The organism is Terriglobales bacterium (genome assembly GCA_035937135.1).
GTDB lineage: Bacteria > Acidobacteriota > Terriglobia > Terriglobales > Acidobacteriaceae > DASYVL01.
Genome location: DASYVL010000022.1, coordinates 24177 through 42921, shown reverse-complemented (window position 1 = coordinate 42921; position 18745 = coordinate 24177). Strand labels below are relative to the sequence as shown.

Genomic DNA, 18745 nt, shown 5'->3' with positions numbered 1-18745 from the left:
GGCGGGGACGAAAGGTTCTGTACCACGCGCCTCGCATTGCGCTCTGTCGCGTCTGCGCGAGAGATATAGCCAGGGGCCCAGGGCACCTCAACCAGGCGCTTCAAAGCGTTTTTAATCGCATGGCGGCCGCATGTAGCGAGGGAAGAGATGCGGCGCGTTGACCCATTCTCAAGCCACGGAAACACTCCAGGAGCGGAGCCCGTGAGCTGTGCTATGCTCCCGCTCGCAGAAGGAAGACGGGCCACGGAGAAAAGAGAGGACACCGTGGCTCGACGACGTTGGCAAACAGGTTGGTTGTTCAAACGAGGAAGTAGAAGTCCAGTGTGGGTGGGTCGTTATCGCGAGGATGTGCTAGCCGAGGATGGTTCACGCTTGCGGCGTCAGCGCTCAATGGTGCTCGGCTCCGTGAGGGACCTGACCAAGCGGCAAGCGCAAAGGCTGCTCTCGGAACGACTGGCAGCAATTAACCAGGGTAGGCACAAACCCGAGCGGATGATTACCTTTGAGCGGTTCATGTTGGAGCGCTTCGAGGCGAACATTCTTCCGACTCTGCGCTCCTCCACGCGCCGACTCTATCAGTCACTTGTCCGGCGACACATGCTTCCGTTCTTTGGAAACACTTTGCTGCCGGAGATCGGAACGGCAGAGGTCCAGATGTTCTTAGCGGAGAAGTCCAAGCGTGTTGCGCCCAGGACGGTTCTCTCGCTTAGGAATCGCCTCTCCAAGGTCTTTGCCGTAGCCGTCACATGGGGTTACTTGCAGTCGAACCCGGCGCGAGGCACGCAAATTCCGGCCCTCGTGGACCAGCGGGAACGGCTGGCACTAACACCCGAGCAGGTTCGGCGATTGTTGGCGGAACTCGCCGAACCTTACCGCACCATGGTCCTGCTGGCTGTACTTTCAGGGCTCAGGTGCGGTGAGATCTTTGGGCTGCGCTGGCGCAATGTCGACTTCGCCGAACGCTCCATTCGGGTGGCGGAGTCCATCTACCAGGGCCGCTCGTTACCGCCAAAGACGCGTGCTTCCCGGCGCTTGGTCTTCGTGGACGAAATGGTCCTCGATAGCTTGGCGCGGTTGCGAGCCGAAACCGTGAATCCTGAGGATTTCGTCTTTCACAGCCAACCGGGAAGCGCCCTAAGCCCCAACAATGTGCGCAACCGGGTATTGATTCCAGCATGTAAACGGGCCGAGATCCCCCGCGTGGGTTGGCATAGCTTCCGCGACACCTACTCCACCTGGGCGGACCCGAGCGGTGAAAGCATCAAGGCGCTGCAGGCGCAGCTCGGACACACCGATGCTCGCCTGACGCTTTCCGTCTACGTCCAACCCATGCCTGAGGCGCAGCGGCGCGTGGCAAGCAAGGTTGCTGGAAAGTTGCTCCCAGTTGCTCCCAAGTTGGACCGTGAAGTAGTGGAGCCGGTAGGTCTAATCAACTGAAGGCAAGCCAAATAGAATGGCGCGCCCGAAGGGATTCGAACCCCTGACCTATTGCTCCGGAGGCAATCGCTCTATCCAGCTGAGCTACGGGCGCGCTGGCAGAGTCCCATTATAGCGTGGCGCTCGCGCTTCGTACTGCTGGCCGAGAAAGACGAAGTTGAGGCAGATGCTCCAGAGATTCCAGACGACGCCTCCGGCGAGAGCGGCCAGAAACACCCGCTTGCGGTTCAGCGCTGCCATAGCCACCTCGCGTGAGACGGCGCGGATGGTAACGGAGGGGCCCGGAGGTGTCAAGAAAAGGGCGTTTGGAAGGCCCTCAGTGTGGGTCCTCCGCCGGTACCTTCCTCTGAAACTCGGCGCAATTGGTGGGTGAGTCGATGCAAACCGACACGACCGGAGAAAAATAATCCGCCTTGCGACCGCGGGCATGGAACTGCACACGCATTTTGCCCTTCGGGGGGATGGGTGTTTCGAAGATATAGGTTCGAGCCTGTGTAAGTGGAACAGACTCGGAGCTCTTGAAGGAGGGGTCTGTCTTCAAGATCTCCGCCTTCTCCAGGAACCCCGAGTCGAAGTCGATGCTGCTCAGGAGCTGGGCTTTGGCGGCGGTGTTCTCCACCTCAACCGCAAACACGAATTCCTCTCCCTGGCCAACCTTGGCGGGACCGGAGATGTAGACGTTGACGTTCTCGACTTTCTCGGAGACGAGAAGGGACGCCAACCCGACCACCGCGACCGCAAGCAGCAAGACAAGTCCGAGGAGCCCCCAGCCAGTTGCCTTCCATCCGTTGGATGGCTCGATCCCAGGGTTGGCAGCTTCCCAGTGTTCAAAGCCGTCTTTCTGAAGAAACGGAAAGAGAAAGATGCTAATGAGTTGCACGACCTCCCCTACACCCTTCGCGGCCCCTTCAGGAATCCAGTACAGCGCCACAAAAAAGAGGACAGAGCCGAGGCCGGTCGCGCCTAGCGTGAGGACAGCTTTCCGGCGCTGTCCCAGCCTTCGGAGATTGATGAACGCAACGATGGCGGCGGCTATCGGGCCAAACAAGAAGCCGATCACACCCGACACGCGAGGCTTCCAGGGGGGCTTGGGCGGGCGCTCCCCGAGCGGAGCAGGGGACTCCCACGACGATGGCGGGGAAGGAGCGCCAGCCTGCGATAAACCCATTGTCGCCTCTTAGCCTGGCCCTCAGCCAGTCAGCTGGCGCCCGATGGTGCGCTCAGAAATACGGGTTGTCAAGCTTTAGGCGCACTTGATTCGCGGCGCGGCATGCAATACCGTTCCTTGCTCCCATGTCTCGAAGGATGCGCGTTCGACGTTGTTTGCTTCTGGCGCTGATGGTGGCTGGGGCGGCGCCCATGGGCGCGCAGCGGCGGCCGGTGCTGGAGCAGATCGACCTTCCGCACTCCTATTACTACCGCGAGATGTATCTGCCACAGCTCACCAGCGGAGCGAGCGCGGTGGCGTGGTCGCCGGATTCGAAGTCGGTGATCTACTCCATGGCCGGGTCGCTGTGGCGGCAGGAGATTGATTCCGAGGCCGCGCAGCAAATGACCGCCGGGCCGGGGTACGACTACCAGCCAGACTGGTCGCCGGACGGACGTTGGGTGGTGTTTGCGCGCTATTTCGGAGACGCGATCGAGCTGCACCTGCTGGAGGTGGCGACGGGAAGAAACTATCAGCTCACCGCGGGCGGCGCGGTGAATGTTGAGCCGCGCTGGTCGCCGGACGGCACGCGCGTCGTTTTCGTCTCTACCTCTTACAACAAGCGATTCCACATCTTCGTGGTGCGGGTGAAAGACGGCGTGCTGCAATCCGTCCAGCGGCTGACAGGCGAGAGCGAGAACCCGCTTCCCCGCTACTACTACAGCAAGTACGACACCGAGATCAGTCCGGCGTGGTCGCCAGACGGCGGGGAGCTGGTGTTCGTCTCCAACCGCGGGCACATCTACGGCACGGGCGGCTTCTGGCGGATGAAGGCAGAGCCGGGCGCGGAGGCGCGCGAGATCTACTACGAGGAAACCGCGTGGAAGGCGCGTCCGGAGTTTTCGCCGGACGGCAAGCGTTTGGTTTATAGCTCCTACCTGGGGCGGCAGTGGAACCAGTTGTGGCTGATGCCGGCAGAGGGAGGCCACGCGCTCCAGCTCACCTACGGCGATTACGACAACACGGCGCCGCGGTGGGCGCCGGATGGCAAGCACATCGCGTTCGTCTCCAATCGCAGCGGGAACACCGAGCTGTGGCTGCTGGAGCTGCCGGGCGGGGCGCAGCGGCAATTGCGCGCGAAGCAGCGGAAATACATGCGGCCGATGGCGCGCCTCTTGGTGCGCGTGCTCGATGCCGCGGGAAAGCCGACGGCGGCGCGCGTTTCCGTGACCGGCGCCGACGGGCTGGCTTATGCGCCCGAGGACGCCTGGGTGCGCGCCGACGACGGCTACGACCGCAGCCAGCGCCGCTTCGAGGCCCACTACTTCCACTCGCCAGGAGCGGCACCGGTGACGGCGCCGGCGGGACGCGTGACGGTCGAAGTCATGAAAGGATTCGCCAACCGCTTCGAGCGACGCGAGCTCGACCTGCTGCCCGACCAGCAACTGGCGCTCACGGTGCGCCTCACTCCGCTGAAGCTGCCGGCGACACCAGGATGGCGCTGGGTGAGCGGCGACCTGCACGTCCACATGAACTACGGCGGCGCGTATCGCAACACGCCGAAGAACATGGTGGCGCAGGCGGAGGCCGAAGACGTCAACGTGGTGGAGAACCTCATCGTCAACAAGGAGCAGCGCGTCCCTGACATCGCCTATGCGGGCATGGGGCTGGATGCGGCGTCCAAGACCGGACGGCTGCTGGTGCACGACCAGGAGTTTCACACCAGCTACTGGGGACACCTGGGGCTGCTCGACCTGCATCGCGGCCTGGTGATGCCGGGCTATGCCGGGTATCCGGGAACGGCGGCGGCGAGTCTGTATCCCTCGAACAGCGCGGTGGCCGACCTGGCGCACGAGCAACGGGCGCTGGTGGGATACGTCCACCCGTTCGATGATCCGCCGGATGTTGAGGCGGGGATAAGTGGAGCGGCGGGGAGCGCGAAGGCGGCGCTGACCAACGCGCTGCCGGTGGACGTAGCGCTGGGCAAGGTAGATTACATCGAGGTAGTGGGCTTCAGCGAGCACCGGACGACGGCCGACGTTTGGTACCGGCTGCTCAACCTGGGCTACCGGCTGCCGGCGGGCGCGGGCACGGATGCCATGGCGAATTACGCCTCGCTGCGCGGGCCGGTGGGGATGAACCGCGTCTTCCTGCCGGCGCCGCTGGCGACGCTGAAGCTCGACGAACGGTTCTATCCGGCGCTGAAGCGCGGGGCGACGTTCGTCAGCAATGGGCCGCTCGTCTGGTTCTGGCTGGGAGAAAAGACCCCGGGCGGCGAGGTGAAGCTCGCGGCCGGGAAGCATGAGGTGAAGTTCAGCGCCTGGCTGAGGTCGATCGTGCCGGTGGATCATTTGGAAGTCGTGTGCAATGGGAAGGTGGTGCGGGCGCTCGAACTCAAGGGCGGGCGCGATTCCGGCGACTTCACCGGGACGCTTCCCATTTCCGGAAGTGGCTGGTGCCTGCTGCGCGCATGGAGCGAGAAGGCAGAACATCCGGTACTGGATGCGTATCCGTATGCCACGACCAGCGCGGTGTACGTCGCGGTGGAGGGTGCTCCGGTGGCGTCACCCGAGGATGCGGCGTACTTCGTGAAGTGGATCGACCGCGTGACCGAAGCGGTGCGGCAGCACACTGGGTGGAATAGCGAGGCGGAGAAAGATGCGGTGATGAAGGGGCTGGCAGAGGCGCGGACAGTGTACGAGCAAAGGAAAAAGTAAAAAGGAAAAAGTAGAAGCTGGTCGCCCAGGGGGCTCAGCGTTGTTCTGAGGATAGGGGTCCTTCGACTCGCCCATCGGCTGTGCCTCGGGGCTCGCTCAGGATGACAGCCAAGAGCAAGTGCGCTCTTCCTTTTTACTTTTTACTTTTTCTGTCCTTCTCGCTCCAGTTCCTCGAACTCCTTCTTCAGCCCTCGGACCTTCACGGTCAGAAAGACGATATAGGCGATGAGGATGACCCAGGTGGAGATGTAGGCGAGTTCGAGGTGGAGGTGGTTCATCGCGCGCCTCCTTTCGAGCCCGCGAGGGCTGCCAGGGCGTGGCGCTCGTCGAGGCGCTGCTCAAAGCGCACCAGGTTGTAGCGCATCCAGATGAGCAGGAATCCGAAAGCTAGAAAGGCGGCCCAGTTCCAGAGCAGAGCCGTCCACATGGCCGGATCCAGGCCCGAGCTGGAGCCGCCAGCCATGACCGGCTGCGGATGCTGGGTGCGGAACCAGCGGATGGCCATGTAAACCAGCGGCACATCCAGAAAGCCGATGATGGCGACCACGGAGGCAAGGGTCGGCGCCTGTCCGCCGGCGGCATTATGGCGGAGGAAAAGGTAGCTCACGTAGATGAGCCAGAGGATAAGGGTGGTGGTAAGCCGCGCGTCCCATGTCCACCAGATGCCCCAGACCGGCCGGGCCCACAGAGGCCCGGTGACCAGGACGATGGTGCAGAAGACGACGCCGACTTCGGCGGTGGCGACGGCCACGGCGTCAGCGGCGAGTCCCGCGGAGGGGCTCGACTTGCGCCGCGCCAGATAGATGATGGAGGCGATGAAGTTGACGAAGAAACAGAGGAACGAGGTCCAGGCCGAGGGGACATGGTAGTAGAAGATGCGCTGGATCTCGCCCATGGTCTTTTCCTCGGGCGCCACGTACAGCCCCTGGTGGAGGCCGTAGAAGAGCAAGACCATGGTGAAGAGCGAGAAGATCAGGAATTTGTAGTTCATATCAGTGCTTTCATTCCGCGTGCAAGACGGTCTCGAAGAGCAGCAAGCAGGCCGTGGTGAACACGACATCGTAAACCAGAAGCAGGTTCAGCCAAAATCGGGGCGAGGAGTCGCCGGTGAGGATGGCGGTGGTGGCCTCGACCATGGCCAGCAGCGCCGGGATGGAGATGGGAAAGAGCAGCAGGGGCAACATCAGCTCGCGCACCCGCGTGCGCAAAGAGACGGCGGCGAAGAAGGTCCCGTTCACCACCAGCGCCCAGGTGCCGAGGACGAGGACGATCACTAGCTGCCAGGCAGGGCCGAGGACGCGCAGGTTGAAGAAGACGATGAAGAGCGGCGTCATCGCGAGCTCGACCAGGGTCACAAAAAAGAAGTTCCCGATTGCCTTGCCCAGGAACAGAGCATTGGCGGGGGCGGGCGAGACGCGGTAGGCGTCGAGCACATGGTTGCGCAGCTCGCGCATCCAGGTCTGGTTGAGGGCGACGTTGGCGGCGAAGAGGAAGGCCACCCAGACCAGTCCGCCGGCGATGCGGCGGGACTCTTCGGCGGTGGGGTCGAAGGCGAAGCTGAAGATGACCACCACCAACACGGAGAAAAATAGCATGGCGTTGATGGCGTCCTTGGAGCGCCACTCCAGGCGCAGGTCTTTGGCGAGGGTGGCGCGGGTGACGTCGAAGAGTCCGGTCACGGCGTCACCGCCGGAGGAGCCGCGAGCGCCGCGCGGATGCCGGCCTGGCGTGCGGTGATCTCGCCGGCCGCGATCCACAGGGATTCGTCGGCGACGGCTTCGAGATGCGCGGGCTGATGGGTGACCACGAAGATGGTTTTGCCGGAGTCGCGCAGGCGGCCGAGGCGCGCGGCCATGGCGGCGGCGGAGCCGGCGTCCACGTTGGAGAAGGGCTCGTCAAGCAGCAGCAAGTCGGGGCCGTGGAGCAAGGCACGGGCGAGCGAGAGCCGCTGGCGCATGCCTTGGGAGTAGTCGCCGACGCGGCGGGAGAGCGCGGGGTCGAGGCCGACCGAGGAGATGGCGTCCTCGCAGGCGGGCGAGGCGGCGAGGCCGTAGAGGCCGGCGAAGTAGCGCAGGTTCTCGAGCGCGGTGAGCTCGTCGTAGAGCAGCGAGGCGTGGGCCATGTAGCCCATGCGGGCGAGGGCGGGGTGGAGGTCGTCGCTCGACCAGCGCAGGATGCGGCCGCGAGTGGGACGGGCGAGTCCGGCGATCAGGCGCAGCAGCGTACTCTTGCCGGCGCCGTTCTCGCCGAAGACGCCGTAAAGGCGTCCGGGAGCGAAGCCGGCGGTCACCTCGCGCAGGGCGGCGACGCGTCCGAAGAGCTTGCTGACGGAGTCGAGTTCGAGGACGGGGACGGTGGCGTCGGGCATGCGGGGGAATCACATCACAAAGCTCGACCACAAAGGACACAAAGGTAACACGAAGGGGACGGGCGGCGGCGCGGGCGAGTCGCCCGCATCCACACGGGCCAGAGCTTACTTCGGAGCGGGGGTGGCGGGCTTCTGCTGCACAGCCGGGGCGGCACCGGGCTTGCCGGGCTGCTCGGCGGGGGCGTACTTGGAAGCGCACTTGGCCTGGAGCTGTCGGGCGTGGAAGACGCCGTCGCGGCCGAACTCGCCCTCGGCCAGGGCCTGGGAGTCGTCCTTGAAAGTGTCCGGGGGCGCCTCGCTGCCGCGGTAGATGACGGGGAGCGTCTTCCCTTCCTCGACCAGAGTGAACTCGACCTTGGAACCCTGGCGGCGGATGGAGCCAGGCTCAACCGTGCCGGCCACGCGCAGTCGCTTGGAGTAGACGGCGTCGCCCTGGGAGGCTTGCTGGCGCAGCTCGGCGATGGTGACGTAGTAGCTCTTACTCTGTTCCACGCCGGTGTAGGCGAGGTAGCCGAGCGAAAGCACGATGACGCCGATGGCCACGCCGAAACGCAGGTACTTTTTGCGGGCTGATGTCACTTCCGAAAACTGTACGCTGTCCGGATTGACAGGGTCAAGCCGACGGGTGAGGCCAGACTTGGCCTTAGGACCTGCTCTGCGGTGGGTCCTATGGGCTCAGGCGTGTGAAGGCGCCCCGAAGGCGATGGGCCGGACGGTCTGAGTTCCTGTTGGCTCTCAACCGATTCTAACCCTTCCGATTCTCCACCTGGTTGATGATCGCGAGCAACTGCCGGTGGGTGAAGGAAAGGGCCTCAGCCAGAGAGGTCTGGCCGGATTTTTCGGCCTGGACGATTAGCGGGCTCAGGTTGGCCGACTCGTCGCGCGCCGACTGAAGTAATGGCTTTAAATCCGGTTTCTCCCCCGTGCGCTTCGAGTTTTCCAAGGTGGCTACCAAGAGAAAACGGGCGGCTACGGCCCGTTGGAGAGCAACCCCGGCCTCGTCGCCGCCCTTCAGAAAAGCGTTCACCTCCGCCGTGGTCAGTAGCAGCTTGGTCGTAGGACCGACGGCGAGGCTGACGGACGATCGCCCTTTACTGCCACTGACCGAAAGGAGCTCTTTTATGTGCTCGATCTCAACACTGACGGTTGACGGGGGAGACGGAGCAACCTTTGCCGCATTGCTGGGCCGAGCAGAGGGAGGGGGTAACGGGGCTGGCGAAGGAGTGGCGGCCGGAGAAACGGTGGCCTTAGAAGATAGAGCCGGGGAAACCCGGGGCTTCGCTTGGGAGTCCGGCGGAGCAGCCGCTTGGGGTGGTGCCGGCGTCAACGAAGCTGCTAGCCCAGGCTTCCCGTGCGTCAGAGCCTGCTCCAGCAGGACGCGCAGCCCCGCCATCTCTTCTTTCATCCGCTCCAGACGGCGTTGCAGATCCGGAGCTGCAGCTTCGCCAGCCCCGTCCGTCGCAGCTTCGGGAGCCAGCGCCCGCTCGATAATGGTCCGCAGTCCCATCAACAGGTCAAAGGAACGGCCGGTCGAATAGTCGAGAATCAGCGGCTTCCTCAAGTTGAGGCACAGTTGGAACAGATTGCTGAGGGGCTCCTGGGGCGAGAGTTGCACGGAGGTACAGTCCACGAAGTACACACTGCGCGCGCCCAGCTCCCACAGACCAGCCTCGATGGCCCGCAAATCATTGTCCACGAGGCGAAAACAGGCGCACCGCAGAAGATAATTAAAGCGGGTAAACGCCAGCAGCGCGATGGAATCGAAGTACCTCCCTCCGGCCGCGGCCTTCAGCTCGCGTCCGCGCTCGATGATGCGATGCCGCTCCAGGTCGGCGAGAGTCCGGCAGCGTTGCATGTCTGCGATCAATTGCTCGAGTGGCCGGAGCCATTCCGGCAGGGAGGTGGGGCACTCCCCGAGAATCGGCTCGAGCACCTCGGCTACCTCCTCCAGGTCCACCTCGCGGTCATGAAAACTGGGAGGCGCACAGACCGCGAAATACTGGATAAGAAGGAAATCGATCTTGTCGCGGTCGAACTCGGTCCTGTGTTCCTTATTTAGGTACCGGTCCACCAGGGTGTGCATCTTGTCTTCCGAGGAGGCCAGGTCGCTGGTCTGCAACAGCTGCCGGAAGTGGTGCGCCTCGATGCGCTGGTCCATTTCCGCCAACCATTGTCCGATCCGCTGGAATGCGTCCGGCTCGGACCGCTCGTTGACCTCGTTCAAAGACTCGCAGGGAGGATCGCCCAGCTGGAACTCACGGGCGATCGCGGCATAGATGGGATACAAACGGCGAATCGTCCGCCATTCTGCGGCAACACTGAGCCGTTGTTCTGGTGTTCTGGCCATGATCCTCTGCTCTCGGTGAAACGTCCGGGAACTTAGACGGTCCGGCCCAGCGCCTTCAGGGTGCGTTCGCATTCCTGGGCCATGGGATCCGCGGGCGAGCCGCTGATGAACTCGTGCATCGCCTTGGTGCTGGTGGCTGTGGTGCTGCGGACGAGCGCCACCATGGCGATGCGGCGGATAATCATGTCCAAGCTCGAGTCCGACAGAATGTTGCTCAACAGATGCTCAGCGCGCCGGCCCGGAATGACGGCCAGGGCCTGCACCGCCGCGATCAGGAGCCTGGTCTTGCCATGAGCGTCGCGGAAGATGAAGCTTTCCAGCGCCGGCAGAACGGCCGGGTCCTTCAGGAAGAGCATGTCGCCTAACACCTCTTCCAGAACGTGGGGATGCAGGTAGGGGAGCGCTTCCGCGAAGATCAGACTGCGGGCGTGCGAACGGCTCTCCATGATGGCCACGGCGGCCGCCTTCTGCACCCGCTCATCGGGATGCCGCAATATCGGCGTCAACTGCGCGAGCAATTCGGGATCCTTCAGGTCGGCCAGCAACTTGCAGGCGTTGCGCACGACGTACCAGCGGTCGTGCGCCAGGCGCTGTCGAGCCAAGTCGAGCGCCAGGGGACCGATTTTGCTGATCAATCGGATGAGAGTGAGGCGGTTCGAAGTCACCTGCTCATCGTCCAACTGCTGGAAGACCTTGCCGATGGCTGCTGGTCCCGCCCAGCCCAGCAGCCTTGCCGCCGTGCGCGCTCCGGCGGCGTCATCGCGCTTGCGCACGGAGATCTCGATCATGCGCTCGATCGCCGTGCGCGTCAGCAGCGTGGAGAGTGCAGCGCCGCAGCAGGCCTGGTGCTTCTCCGGACCCTTGGCTACCAGCTTTTCCAATGCCGAGCCCACGGTCTGGATCAAGGCAAAGTCCTCGTAGATGGCCGAGTTCCTGGCCAACGCCACGGTGCAGTTCACAATCTGCTGGTGCTGGAACCCCGGCTCGGACGAGGGCAGCGCGTGCGCCAGCAGCTCCGCCGACTTGTGCCAGAAGTCGGTGCGCACGCTGGCTACTACTCCGAACAGTTCCGGAATACGACCAATCTCCTCAGGCAAGGCCTCGCTCTCCGGCGCCAGCAACCGCATATAGTGGTTGGCGAGCTGGGTGGCGTTCTCCTTGTCGACACCCTTGATGAGATCGCGCAAAAGATCGAGCAACCGGCGAAACTTGTGTCGGTTGAAGTGTTTCAGCGAGAGCAGCGTTTCAATCTTTTGCTTCTGCGGCACGACCACCCACTCGAGCTCTTCCTGGATGCGGCCGGTGGTGGCCGCGGGCATGTTCAGATCCTTGAAATATTGCGCCAGCTTGGTGGCCAGGCGCTGAGCGGTCTGCGTGGTTTGCAAGCTGCGCAGCAGGACGCGTATAACCTCCTCCTCGACGATGTATGCCTCCGGACCACTGGGCGCAGTGGCCAGGTGTCGCGCCGCCCACTGCACCGCGGAGTCCTCGACGATCTCGGCAGCCATCTGGTCCGGGGGCATGGCGCGCAACTGCTCGCGCCGCTCCGGCGGGAAGGCGGAGAGCACGAATTCGGGCCGCATGTCCTTGATCACGCGCGCCAGCTCCACGTAGGAGCGCTGCGGGGCGTTCTCGGGATCGATGAGCGAGGACTGCAGGTAGCCTTCGACCATGCTGGTGATCTGTGCGGGCCCGCCTACACCCGGCTGCGGAGCCACGGCCAACCCCGCGCCCACAGGGCCGCCTCTGCCAGGACCGCCACCGACCGGGCCTGGGCCTCGCAGGGCTTTTCCCCCTCCTCCCGGGCCAAATCCGCCGTCGTCAAGCCCGCCAACCAAGCCTTCCACTCCTAATCCAGCTTCGACACCGCCCGGATCGCCCGCTCCGGTTCCCTCGCCGGTGCCCGCGCCCCCCACGCCAGCCGACTGCAAGATGTTCTCGAAGTCCTGGATTCCGGTGGTACCCGAAGGCCGGATCTCGGAAAACGCTTTGGCCATCAGGTAGGATTCTGAGTCCATGTCGAGCACGGTGTCGCCGCTCTCGGTGCGCGCCTGGCTCTTGCTGGCGGGGAAGACGCGCATCAACTCCAGCGGCTGCTCCTCCAAGTACTTGACCAGACCACCGGCCGCTTCAATTGCCTTCACCGGGCACACCAGCGCTCCCATGCCGCGCTTGTAGCTGGCCAGAGTCATGCCCGCCTGGAAGGTGATGGCGCCGATGCCGCGCTTGAGGAACTCGTTCTCCAAGTGTGTCAGCGAGCGGTCGATGGTGAGGATGTTGTTCAGCATGACGCGCTGGTCTACGAAGCCGACGGTGAATTCACCGGTTTCCTTCACCAGCACATTGAGGAAGTCGAAGCTCCGCTGAAAGGACATGCTTGCGGCCGGGTGGCCGGCCGAGAACATGGTTGCATTCTTGAACAGCATCTGCAGGGAGAGAGCGAAGCGGATGCCCTGGCTCTTCAGTTGGTTACGGTCTAACATCTGGCGCCTTGGAGCCGCAGAACCGCTTCCAACAATGGAACACCCCTGCATATATTTACCACTTTGAGAAGGGGAAAAATAGCGCAAAACATCGAATCGCCCTTTTGTGGGCCGACCCGAAGCGCTACCCACGGCTGGGCCTATAAGCCTTGATTCATAAGAACAAAGCCGGCCACCAGGAGCTGCTTTTTGCTCGCGGCGTATAATCAAGCGTTGCACTCGGTGAGGTCATGAACCCGTATGGCGACTGAAGGCAAGAACGGCAACGTAGCGACAGCGGAAGGCGTGGCGCAGCCGCGCGTGGAGTGGATCCGCAAGCGGCGGGAGGAAGCGGCGCGTACGGGCGACGGCAACCTGTCGCAAATGCACCTGGGGCGGCGCGGCGTCACCACCGAGGAGATGGAATACGTGGCGCAGCGGGAGAAGCTGCCGGCGGAGCTGATCCGCGACGAAGTAGCGCGCGGGCGGATGATCATCCCCGCGAACGTAAACCATCCGGCGCTGGAACCCATGGCCATCGGCGTGGCCTCGCTGTGCAAGATCAATGCCAATATCGGGAACTCGGCGGTCAGCTCGAACATCGAGGAAGAGCTGAAGAAGCTGCATACCGCCGTGCACTTCGGCGCGGACACGGTGATGGACCTTTCAACCGGAGGCGACATCCACCGCATCCGTGAGGCCATCCTGCGGCACTCGCCCGTTCCCATCGGGACCGTGCCCATCTACGAGGCGGTGCAGCGGGTGAAGCGGGTGGAGGACCTGACGGCCGAGCTGATGCTGGAAGTGATCGAGGAGCAGGCGGAGCAGGGCGTGGACTACATGACCATCCACGCCGGAGTGCTGATCCAGTACCTGCCGCTGGTGGCGAAGCGCATCACCGGGATCGTGAGCCGCGGCGGAGCCATCCTGGGACAGTGGATGGCGCACCACCACAAACAGAACTTCCTCTACGAGTGCTTCGACGACATCACCAAGATCCTCAAGAAGCATGACGTCTCGTACTCGCTGGGCGACGGGCTGCGGCCGGGCTGCGTGGCCGACGCCTCCGACGAAGCCCAGTTCGCCGAGTTGCGCACGCTGGGCGAGCTGACGAAGAAAGCCTGGGAGCACGATGTGCAGGTGATGATCGAGGGCCCGGGACACATCCCGTTGGACAAGATCCAGGAGCAGGTGGAGCTGGAAAAACAGTGGTGCTACGAGGCTCCGTTCTACACGCTGGGGCCGCTGGTGACCGACATCGCACCGGGCTACGACCACATCACCTCGGCCATCGGAGCGGCGATGATCGGGTGGCACGGGGCGGCGATGCTGTGTTACGTCACCCCCAAGGAGCACCTGGGACTGCCCAACGAGAAGGACGTGAAGGACGGCATCCTGGCGTACAAGATCGCGGCGCACGCGGCCGACATCGCGCGGCACCGTCCGGGTGCGCGCGACCGCGACGACGCCCTGAGCCATGCGCGCTACACCTTCGACTGGAACAAGCAGTTCGAGCTCTCGCTCGATCCGGAGACGGCGCGCGCCATGCACGACGAAACCCTGCCCGACGACTACTACAAGGGCGCGGCGTATTGCTCGATGTGCGGCCCGAAATTCTGCTCCATGAACTACTCGTCCAAGGTGGACGAGTACAACAAGCAGGTGCATGGGCTGGAGAAGAAGGACCACTCGCAACTGATCACCAAGCTGACGGCGAAGTAGGTCCCCGGGGCTGGCGCTTCTTCGGTCGCCCGCTCTCCCACCGAACGAGAGACGCAGCATGCTGCGTCTCTACTTCTTGGCGGCGGGTTTGGGCGAAGGGATCGGCTTGCCGTTCTCGTCCACGATATTGACGTCGAAGGGCAGGGTGGTGTGGATGAGCACGGTGCAGTCCTGTTTGCCCATGCAGCGAGCCTGGTGGATCATGCGCGCCGGAACCAGGACGAAGGCACCGGGGTGCAGGGCCGCGCCGAACGTCCCCTTCCACATGCGATAGACCTGGTCGCCGCTTACCGTGTAGATGCGCTCGTCGGAGGAGTGCCAGTGCAGGGGCGTATCCGTGCCCGCGGGCTGCCAGATGTAGAGGTCGGTGGGGGCCTTGCCGGGGTCCGCCCGCACCACCTTCATCTTGGCGGCGATGCCGGGGATGGGGATCCACTCGCCCTGGTCGGAGGTCCAGACGATCATGGCCGGCGCGGCATGAGCGGCGCCGGGCTTGCCGGCGGCGGGTTTGCCCTGGGCGGCGAAACCGATGGCGGCAAGCGCGAGAAAAACTGAAGCGGAGAGCAGCCCAAGGATTTTACGAGTCATGGGGTCCCTTTCCCTGAAGTTGAATCGCACGACGGCCAGACGTCCTGCCGGGCGTTTCTATCACCGAGCATATCGCTGCGGTCAAACCCTTCGGACCGAGCCACGCCATTTGCCGTGCAGCCAGATGAGGATGCCGACGGCGCAAACCTCGAGAGGGCCGGAGGGAAGCACGATCCCTGCGACTCCCAGTTGCTGGCTGGCGATGGCGATGGTCCAAACGACTCCGCCGGCGGCAATCACGCTCCCAAGTTGTGCCTGCAAGCGGGGAGACATAGGAGACAAAAGTTACCACAGCCGGGAGCGTCAGTGGTAGCTCTCCAGCAGGGCAGCTGCGCGATTGAGGGCCTCGGTGAGGTGGAGGAGTTCGGCAGTAGCGCGCGGGCGGTCGCCGGCGTCAATGGCCTCGTTCACGCCGGGGATGACCACGGCCGCATAGCCGGTATATTCCCCCGGAGCGTAGACGGAGTGGCGGAACCAGGGGCGGTTGGGAAGGCCGTTGGGCAGCAGCAGGGCGCGCTCGGTCTGGGAGAGCAGACGGTTGAGCTGGGCGCGGTCGGATGCGGGATCGCGCTGGGCGGCGGCGATGGCCGTGCCCGCCAGCGTAAAGCGCTCCGCTGACACCTGCGCCAGCTGGAAGGCGGGCGACTGGTCGCCGAAGGCGGTGCCGGACTTCTTCTGCGCGGCTTCCAGATACTCGCTGATCTCCTTGCCGTAGGTCTCGTAGTCATAGGGCAGGACGTCGGCCTCGGACATGCGCAGCACTTCCAGGCCATAGACGCGGGAAATCTCCTGGGAGTAGAGGAAGTCGGGGTCGGCGAATTTCTTGTACCACTGGAAATTGTCGAAGACGGAGTGATAGACGCCATAGTTGCCGCTGGAGCCCATGTCGGCGGAGGGCACGCCTTGGTGCTGCAGGAAGCTGGTGTAGTCGGAGCCCGAGCCCAGGTCGCCGACGGAGACATCGGCCTTGGGACTGGCGTTGGGCGCGCGGCGGCCGCTCAGATCCATGGGACTGGCCTTGGCCGCCTCGTTCTCCTTCTCTTGCTTCCAGACGTCGTAGAGCATGCCGCCTTTGGCGCTGGGGACGGCCTTGGTGACGTCGCGAATGAATTGCTTGAGGCTGGGGACGGAGGAGGCGCCGAAAGAAGGCCCGGCTACGGCGACATCCAGATTGAAGTAGGCGACGGCGTTGGAGAGTTCCTGCGCGTGCTCTTCAACCCACTCGGTGGAGCCGATCAGGCCCTGCTCCTCGGCGTCCCAACTGCAGATGACGATGGTGCGGCGCGGGCGCCAGCCGGAGCGCAGCAGTTCGCCCAGACCGTGGACGGCTTCCAGTTGCGAGGTGGTGCCGCTGTTGGGATCTACGGCGCCGTACACCCAGGCGTCGCGATGGTTGCCGGCGATCACCCACTGCTCCGGCAGTTCCCTGCCCTTGATCTTGCCGATGACGTTCCAGATGGTGCGGTAGGCGTAGTCCTGCTTGAGGCGCATGCGGACGCGCACCGGGCCGGGCCCGATGTGATAGGTGAAGGGCAGCGCGCCCTGCCAGTCGCGCGGCGACTGCGGCCCGCCCAGGTTCTCGAGCAGTGAGCGGGCGTCGCCGTAGGAGAGCGGCGTGGTCGGCACCTTGGAGAGACTCTCGGCCTTCTCCGGCGGAACGCGCTGGCTGTCAGGAAGCGACGGCACCGAGGCCACGCCCGGAGTGGTAGGGTCGCCGGGATACTTGAACATATAAAGGATGGAGCCGCGCTGCACGCCGGAGTCGGGGCGCCAGGGGCCCTGCGGGTATTTGTCGCCCTTGAAGTAGCCGTCGTCGATGGGATCGGAGTAGATGATGACTCCGGCGGCGCCGTGCTGCTGCGCCACGTAGCTCTTCACTCCGCGGAAGTTCGAGCCGTAGCGGACGATGACGATCTTGCCCTTCACGTCCACTTTCAGCTCTTCCAGCTTCTTGAAGTCCTCGGGACGTCCGAAGTTAGCGTAGACCAAGTCGGCCTCGGCCTCACCCGAGGGCGAGAAGCCGTTGTAGGCGGTGACCACGCGCGGGTCGTCCTGGTAGGGATCACCTTCGACGTGCTCGGGCGTGGGCAGGTGGGTGCGCAGCATCTTGGGATAGAGGACGTCCACGGAGATCTCGGCGGGATAGTTGAACCACACCTTGTACTCGACGATCTCGGTCTCCAGGCCGGCTTCCCGGTACTTTTTAGCGACATACTCGGCGGTCTTGCGATCTTCAGGGGAGCCCGCGATGTGAGGCTCGGCGGTGAGGATGCGCAGGTGCTCCTCGGCGAGCTTGGGGTCGGGGACGGCGAGGAACTGTCTTTCGAGCGCGGCTTCGGCGGCGGGGTCGAAGAAACCGGGGATAGAGGGCGCGGCCGCCTGCGCCGGCGGCGGCATCGCGGTCTGCGCGCACAGAGTCAGGACCGATGCCGCTACCAACCACGCCAACACCGCTCTTCGTTTCATCGCTGCTCCTCTATTCCGCAACATAACCCGGGCAAGCGGGTGCGAGGCAGCGCCTGAACCGGGAAGGCAGAACAATTTACACTATTCAAGGACTTCTGGCACAGTTTGCGCCGCTGATCCCTTCCCATTGAATCCCGAAAGCCCAGCACCCATCCGCGCGCCGGAACCGAACGAAGGTGTGAGCGACTCCTCTGCCGCAAACGACGCCAAGGGGGCGCTGCAGGGCGTGTGCGCCGAAGAGACCATCGCGGCGCAGGTGGCCCCGGCGGCGGTGGAAATGCCACGCGTCCTGCGCGCGCTGCGTCACCACGACTTCCGCTACTTCTGGGCGGGCAACATGCTCTCCAACATTGGGACGTGGATGCAGAACGTGGCCCAGGGTTGGCTGGTGCTGGAGCTTTCGAACTCCGCTTTCTGGCTGGGCGTGGTGGGCTTCGCGGCCTCGGCGCCCATGCTGGTGTTCACGCTGCTGGGCGGGGTGATCGCCGATCGCGTGGACCGGCGGCAGCTGATGGTGCGCACCCAGGCGGCCATGATGCTGTTCGCCTTCGCCCTGGCCGGACTGACCTGGGCCAAGGTCATCAACGTGCCGGAGATCGTGCTGCTGGCCTTCGCGACGGGCATGGCCATGTCGCTGAACGTGCCCAGCTACCAGGCGCTGGTGCCGCAGCTGGTCCCCAAAGAGGACCTGAACAACGCCATCGCGCTGAACTCGGCGCAGTTCAACTTCTCGCGCATCGTGGGGCCCACGCTGGGCGGATTCGCCATGGCCGGGCTGGGCGTGGCGGGAAACTTTTTCCTGAACGGGGTGAGCTTCCTGGCGGTGATCTTCGCGCTGCGGAAGATCCACTATCCGCCGCCGGAGCCGGATGACGGCTCGGCCACGATGTGGCAGAAGCTGGCCGACGGATTCCGCTACGTGTATGAGCGGCAGGAGATGATGACCCTGATCACGCTGGTGGGGCTGGCCTCGACCTTCGGCATCCCCTACCTGATGTTCATCCCGCTGTTCGCGCGCGACATCCTGCACGTACGCGAGACCGGGCTGGGATTGCTGATGGCCTTCTCCGGGCTAGGCGCATTCCTGGGCGCCGGAACCATCGCGTACCTTGGCCGGGTGAAGCGGCGCGGAAGATTCGTGGTGAGCGCAGGGGTGGTGTTCTTCGTGGCCATCATCGCGTTCTGCTTCTCGCGCTCGTTCGCGCTCTCCTCGGCGCTGCTGATGGTGATCGGGTACTCCATGGTGCTGATGGTGGCCACCGTCAACGCGCTCTTGCAACACCTTTCGAGCGATGAGATGCGCGGGCGGGTGATGAGCATGTACGCTACCGCGTTCCTGGGATTCGCGCCCGTGGGCAGCCTGATCGCCGGGTCGCTGGCAGGCGCGGTCACCGCGCCCCACGCCATCGCTGGGATGTGCGCGCTGGCGCTGGTGACCAGCCTGTTCCTGTATTTCACCAGGCCGGAGTTGAGGAGGCTGGATTGAATTGA

At 64.1% G+C, this 18745-nt stretch carries 16 protein-coding genes and 1 tRNA gene; 4 read left to right on the top strand and 13 right to left on the bottom strand.

Annotation, left to right across the window (positions count from 1 at the left end):
* The first annotated feature begins 327 nt into the window (after nt 1-327).
* On the top strand, nt 328-1437 hold the full coding sequence (locus VGQ94_01145; GenBank protein HEV2021112.1) for a tyrosine-type recombinase/integrase: 1110 nt from the start codon (nt 328-330) through the stop codon (nt 1435-1437).
* A 17-nt stretch (nt 1438-1454) separates the two neighbouring features.
* Here the strand turns inward: VGQ94_01145 and VGQ94_01140 are convergent.
* The 3 genes from VGQ94_01140 to VGQ94_01130 all read right to left on the bottom strand — a co-directional run bounded on the left by VGQ94_01140 (nt 1455) and on the right by VGQ94_01130 (nt 2506).
* Nucleotides 1455-1531, bottom strand: a tRNA-Arg gene (locus VGQ94_01140).
* Complete coding sequence (locus tag VGQ94_01135) at nt 1522-1677, bottom strand: hypothetical protein (protein ID HEV2021111.1); 156 nt, start codon at nt 1675-1677, stop codon at nt 1522-1524. Before VGQ94_01135 ends, VGQ94_01140 begins: the two co-directional genes overlap by 10 nt.
* Nucleotides 1678-1753: 76 nt before the next feature.
* Entirely contained in the window at nt 1754-2506 is a 753-nt protein-coding gene (locus tag VGQ94_01130) for a hypothetical protein (protein HEV2021110.1), read from the bottom strand.
* A 224-nt stretch (nt 2507-2730) separates the two neighbouring features.
* On the opposite strand from VGQ94_01130, the gene VGQ94_01125 reads away from it, so the two are divergent.
* A complete protein-coding gene (locus VGQ94_01125) occupies nt 2731-5301 on the top strand; it encodes a CehA/McbA family metallohydrolase (GenBank protein HEV2021109.1) in 2571 nt (856 codons plus the stop codon).
* A gap of 140 nt (nt 5302-5441) precedes the next feature.
* On the opposite strand, the gene VGQ94_01120 is transcribed toward VGQ94_01125, so the two are convergent.
* The 7 genes from VGQ94_01120 to VGQ94_01090 form a co-directional block, all read right to left on the bottom strand.
* Nucleotides 5442-5579: a CcmD family protein gene (locus tag VGQ94_01120; protein ID HEV2021108.1), complete on the bottom strand. Its 138-nt coding sequence runs from the start codon at nt 5577-5579 to the stop codon at nt 5442-5444.
* Nucleotides 5576-6292 carry a cytochrome c biogenesis protein CcsA gene (ccsA, locus tag VGQ94_01115; GenBank protein HEV2021107.1) on the bottom strand — a complete coding sequence of 239 codons (717 nt, stop codon included), beginning with the start codon at nt 6290-6292 and terminating at the stop codon, nt 5576-5578. The genes VGQ94_01120 and ccsA overlap by 4 nt, the downstream gene beginning before the upstream one ends.
* A 10-nt stretch (nt 6293-6302) precedes the next feature.
* Nucleotides 6303-6980, bottom strand: coding sequence for a heme exporter protein CcmB (locus VGQ94_01110; protein HEV2021106.1), 678 nt, complete (start codon nt 6978-6980; stop codon nt 6303-6305).
* Entirely contained in the window at nt 6977-7669 is a 693-nt protein-coding gene (locus VGQ94_01105) for an ABC transporter ATP-binding protein (GenBank protein HEV2021105.1), read from the bottom strand. The genes VGQ94_01110 and VGQ94_01105 overlap by 4 nt, the downstream gene beginning before the upstream one ends.
* Nucleotides 7670-7774: 105 nt before the next feature.
* Complete coding sequence (locus VGQ94_01100; protein ID HEV2021104.1) at nt 7775-8248, bottom strand: cytochrome c maturation protein CcmE; 474 nt, start codon at nt 8246-8248, stop codon at nt 7775-7777.
* A gap of 166 nt (nt 8249-8414) precedes the next feature.
* Nucleotides 8415-10016 (bottom strand): hypothetical protein, encoded by a 1602-nt coding sequence (locus VGQ94_01095; GenBank protein HEV2021103.1) that lies wholly within the window; start codon nt 10014-10016, stop codon nt 8415-8417.
* A gap of 32 nt (nt 10017-10048) precedes the next feature.
* Nucleotides 10049-12499: a HEAT repeat domain-containing protein gene (locus tag VGQ94_01090; GenBank protein HEV2021102.1), complete on the bottom strand. Its 2451-nt coding sequence runs from the start codon at nt 12497-12499 to the stop codon at nt 10049-10051.
* Between the two features lie 240 nt (nt 12500-12739).
* Between VGQ94_01090 and thiC the strand changes: the two genes are divergently transcribed.
* Nucleotides 12740-14200, top strand: coding sequence for a phosphomethylpyrimidine synthase ThiC (thiC, locus tag VGQ94_01085; protein HEV2021101.1), 1461 nt, complete (start codon nt 12740-12742; stop codon nt 14198-14200).
* A gap of 69 nt (nt 14201-14269) precedes the next feature.
* On the opposite strand, the gene VGQ94_01080 is transcribed toward thiC, so the two are convergent.
* The 3 genes from VGQ94_01080 to VGQ94_01070 all read right to left on the bottom strand — a co-directional run bounded on the left by VGQ94_01080 (nt 14270) and on the right by VGQ94_01070 (nt 17254).
* Nucleotides 14270-14788 carry a cupin domain-containing protein gene (locus tag VGQ94_01080; GenBank protein HEV2021100.1) on the bottom strand — a complete coding sequence of 173 codons (519 nt, stop codon included), beginning with the start codon at nt 14786-14788 and terminating at the stop codon, nt 14270-14272.
* 81 nt (nt 14789-14869) lie between these two features.
* Nucleotides 14870-15061, bottom strand: coding sequence for a hypothetical protein (locus tag VGQ94_01075; protein ID HEV2021099.1), 192 nt, complete (start codon nt 15059-15061; stop codon nt 14870-14872).
* A 30-nt stretch (nt 15062-15091) separates the two neighbouring features.
* A complete protein-coding gene (locus tag VGQ94_01070; GenBank protein ID HEV2021098.1) occupies nt 15092-17254 on the bottom strand; it encodes a M28 family metallopeptidase in 2163 nt (720 codons plus the stop codon).
* A gap of 178 nt (nt 17255-17432) precedes the next feature.
* Between VGQ94_01070 and VGQ94_01065 the strand changes: the two genes are divergently transcribed.
* Nucleotides 17433-18740: an MFS transporter gene (locus VGQ94_01065; GenBank protein ID HEV2021097.1), complete on the top strand. Its 1308-nt coding sequence runs from the start codon at nt 17433-17435 to the stop codon at nt 18738-18740.
* The last annotated feature ends 5 nt before the right edge of the window (nt 18741-18745 follow it).

What these genes read in the sequence shown, in the direction of transcription:
- VGQ94_01135 (HEV2021111.1), bottom strand. Translation starts at nt 1,677, where the DNA reads ATGGCAGCGCTGAACCGCAAGCGGGTGTTTCTGGCCGCTCTCGCCGGA.
- VGQ94_01125 (HEV2021109.1), top strand. Translation starts at nt 2,731, where the DNA reads ATGTCTCGAAGGATGCGCGTTCGACGTTGTTTGCTTCTGGCGCTGATG.
- VGQ94_01120 (HEV2021108.1), bottom strand. Translation starts at nt 5,579, where the DNA reads ATGAACCACCTCCACCTCGAACTCGCCTACATCTCCACCTGGGTCATC.
- ccsA (HEV2021107.1), bottom strand. Translation starts at nt 6,292, where the DNA reads ATGAACTACAAATTCCTGATCTTCTCGCTCTTCACCATGGTCTTGCTC.
- VGQ94_01105 (HEV2021105.1), bottom strand. Translation starts at nt 7,669, where the DNA reads ATGCCCGACGCCACCGTCCCCGTCCTCGAACTCGACTCCGTCAGCAAG.
- VGQ94_01095 (HEV2021103.1), bottom strand. Translation starts at nt 10,016, where the DNA reads ATGGCCAGAACACCAGAACAACGGCTCAGTGTTGCCGCAGAATGGCGG.
- VGQ94_01090 (HEV2021102.1), bottom strand. Translation starts at nt 12,499, where the DNA reads ATGTTAGACCGTAACCAACTGAAGAGCCAGGGCATCCGCTTCGCTCTC.
- thiC (HEV2021101.1), top strand. Translation starts at nt 12,740, where the DNA reads ATGGCGACTGAAGGCAAGAACGGCAACGTAGCGACAGCGGAAGGCGTG.
- VGQ94_01080 (HEV2021100.1), bottom strand. Translation starts at nt 14,788, where the DNA reads ATGACTCGTAAAATCCTTGGGCTGCTCTCCGCTTCAGTTTTTCTCGCG.
- VGQ94_01075 (HEV2021099.1), bottom strand. Translation starts at nt 15,061, where the DNA reads ATGTCTCCCCGCTTGCAGGCACAACTTGGGAGCGTGATTGCCGCCGGC.
- VGQ94_01070 (HEV2021098.1), bottom strand. Translation starts at nt 17,254, where the DNA reads ATGAAACGAAGAGCGGTGTTGGCGTGGTTGGTAGCGGCATCGGTCCTG.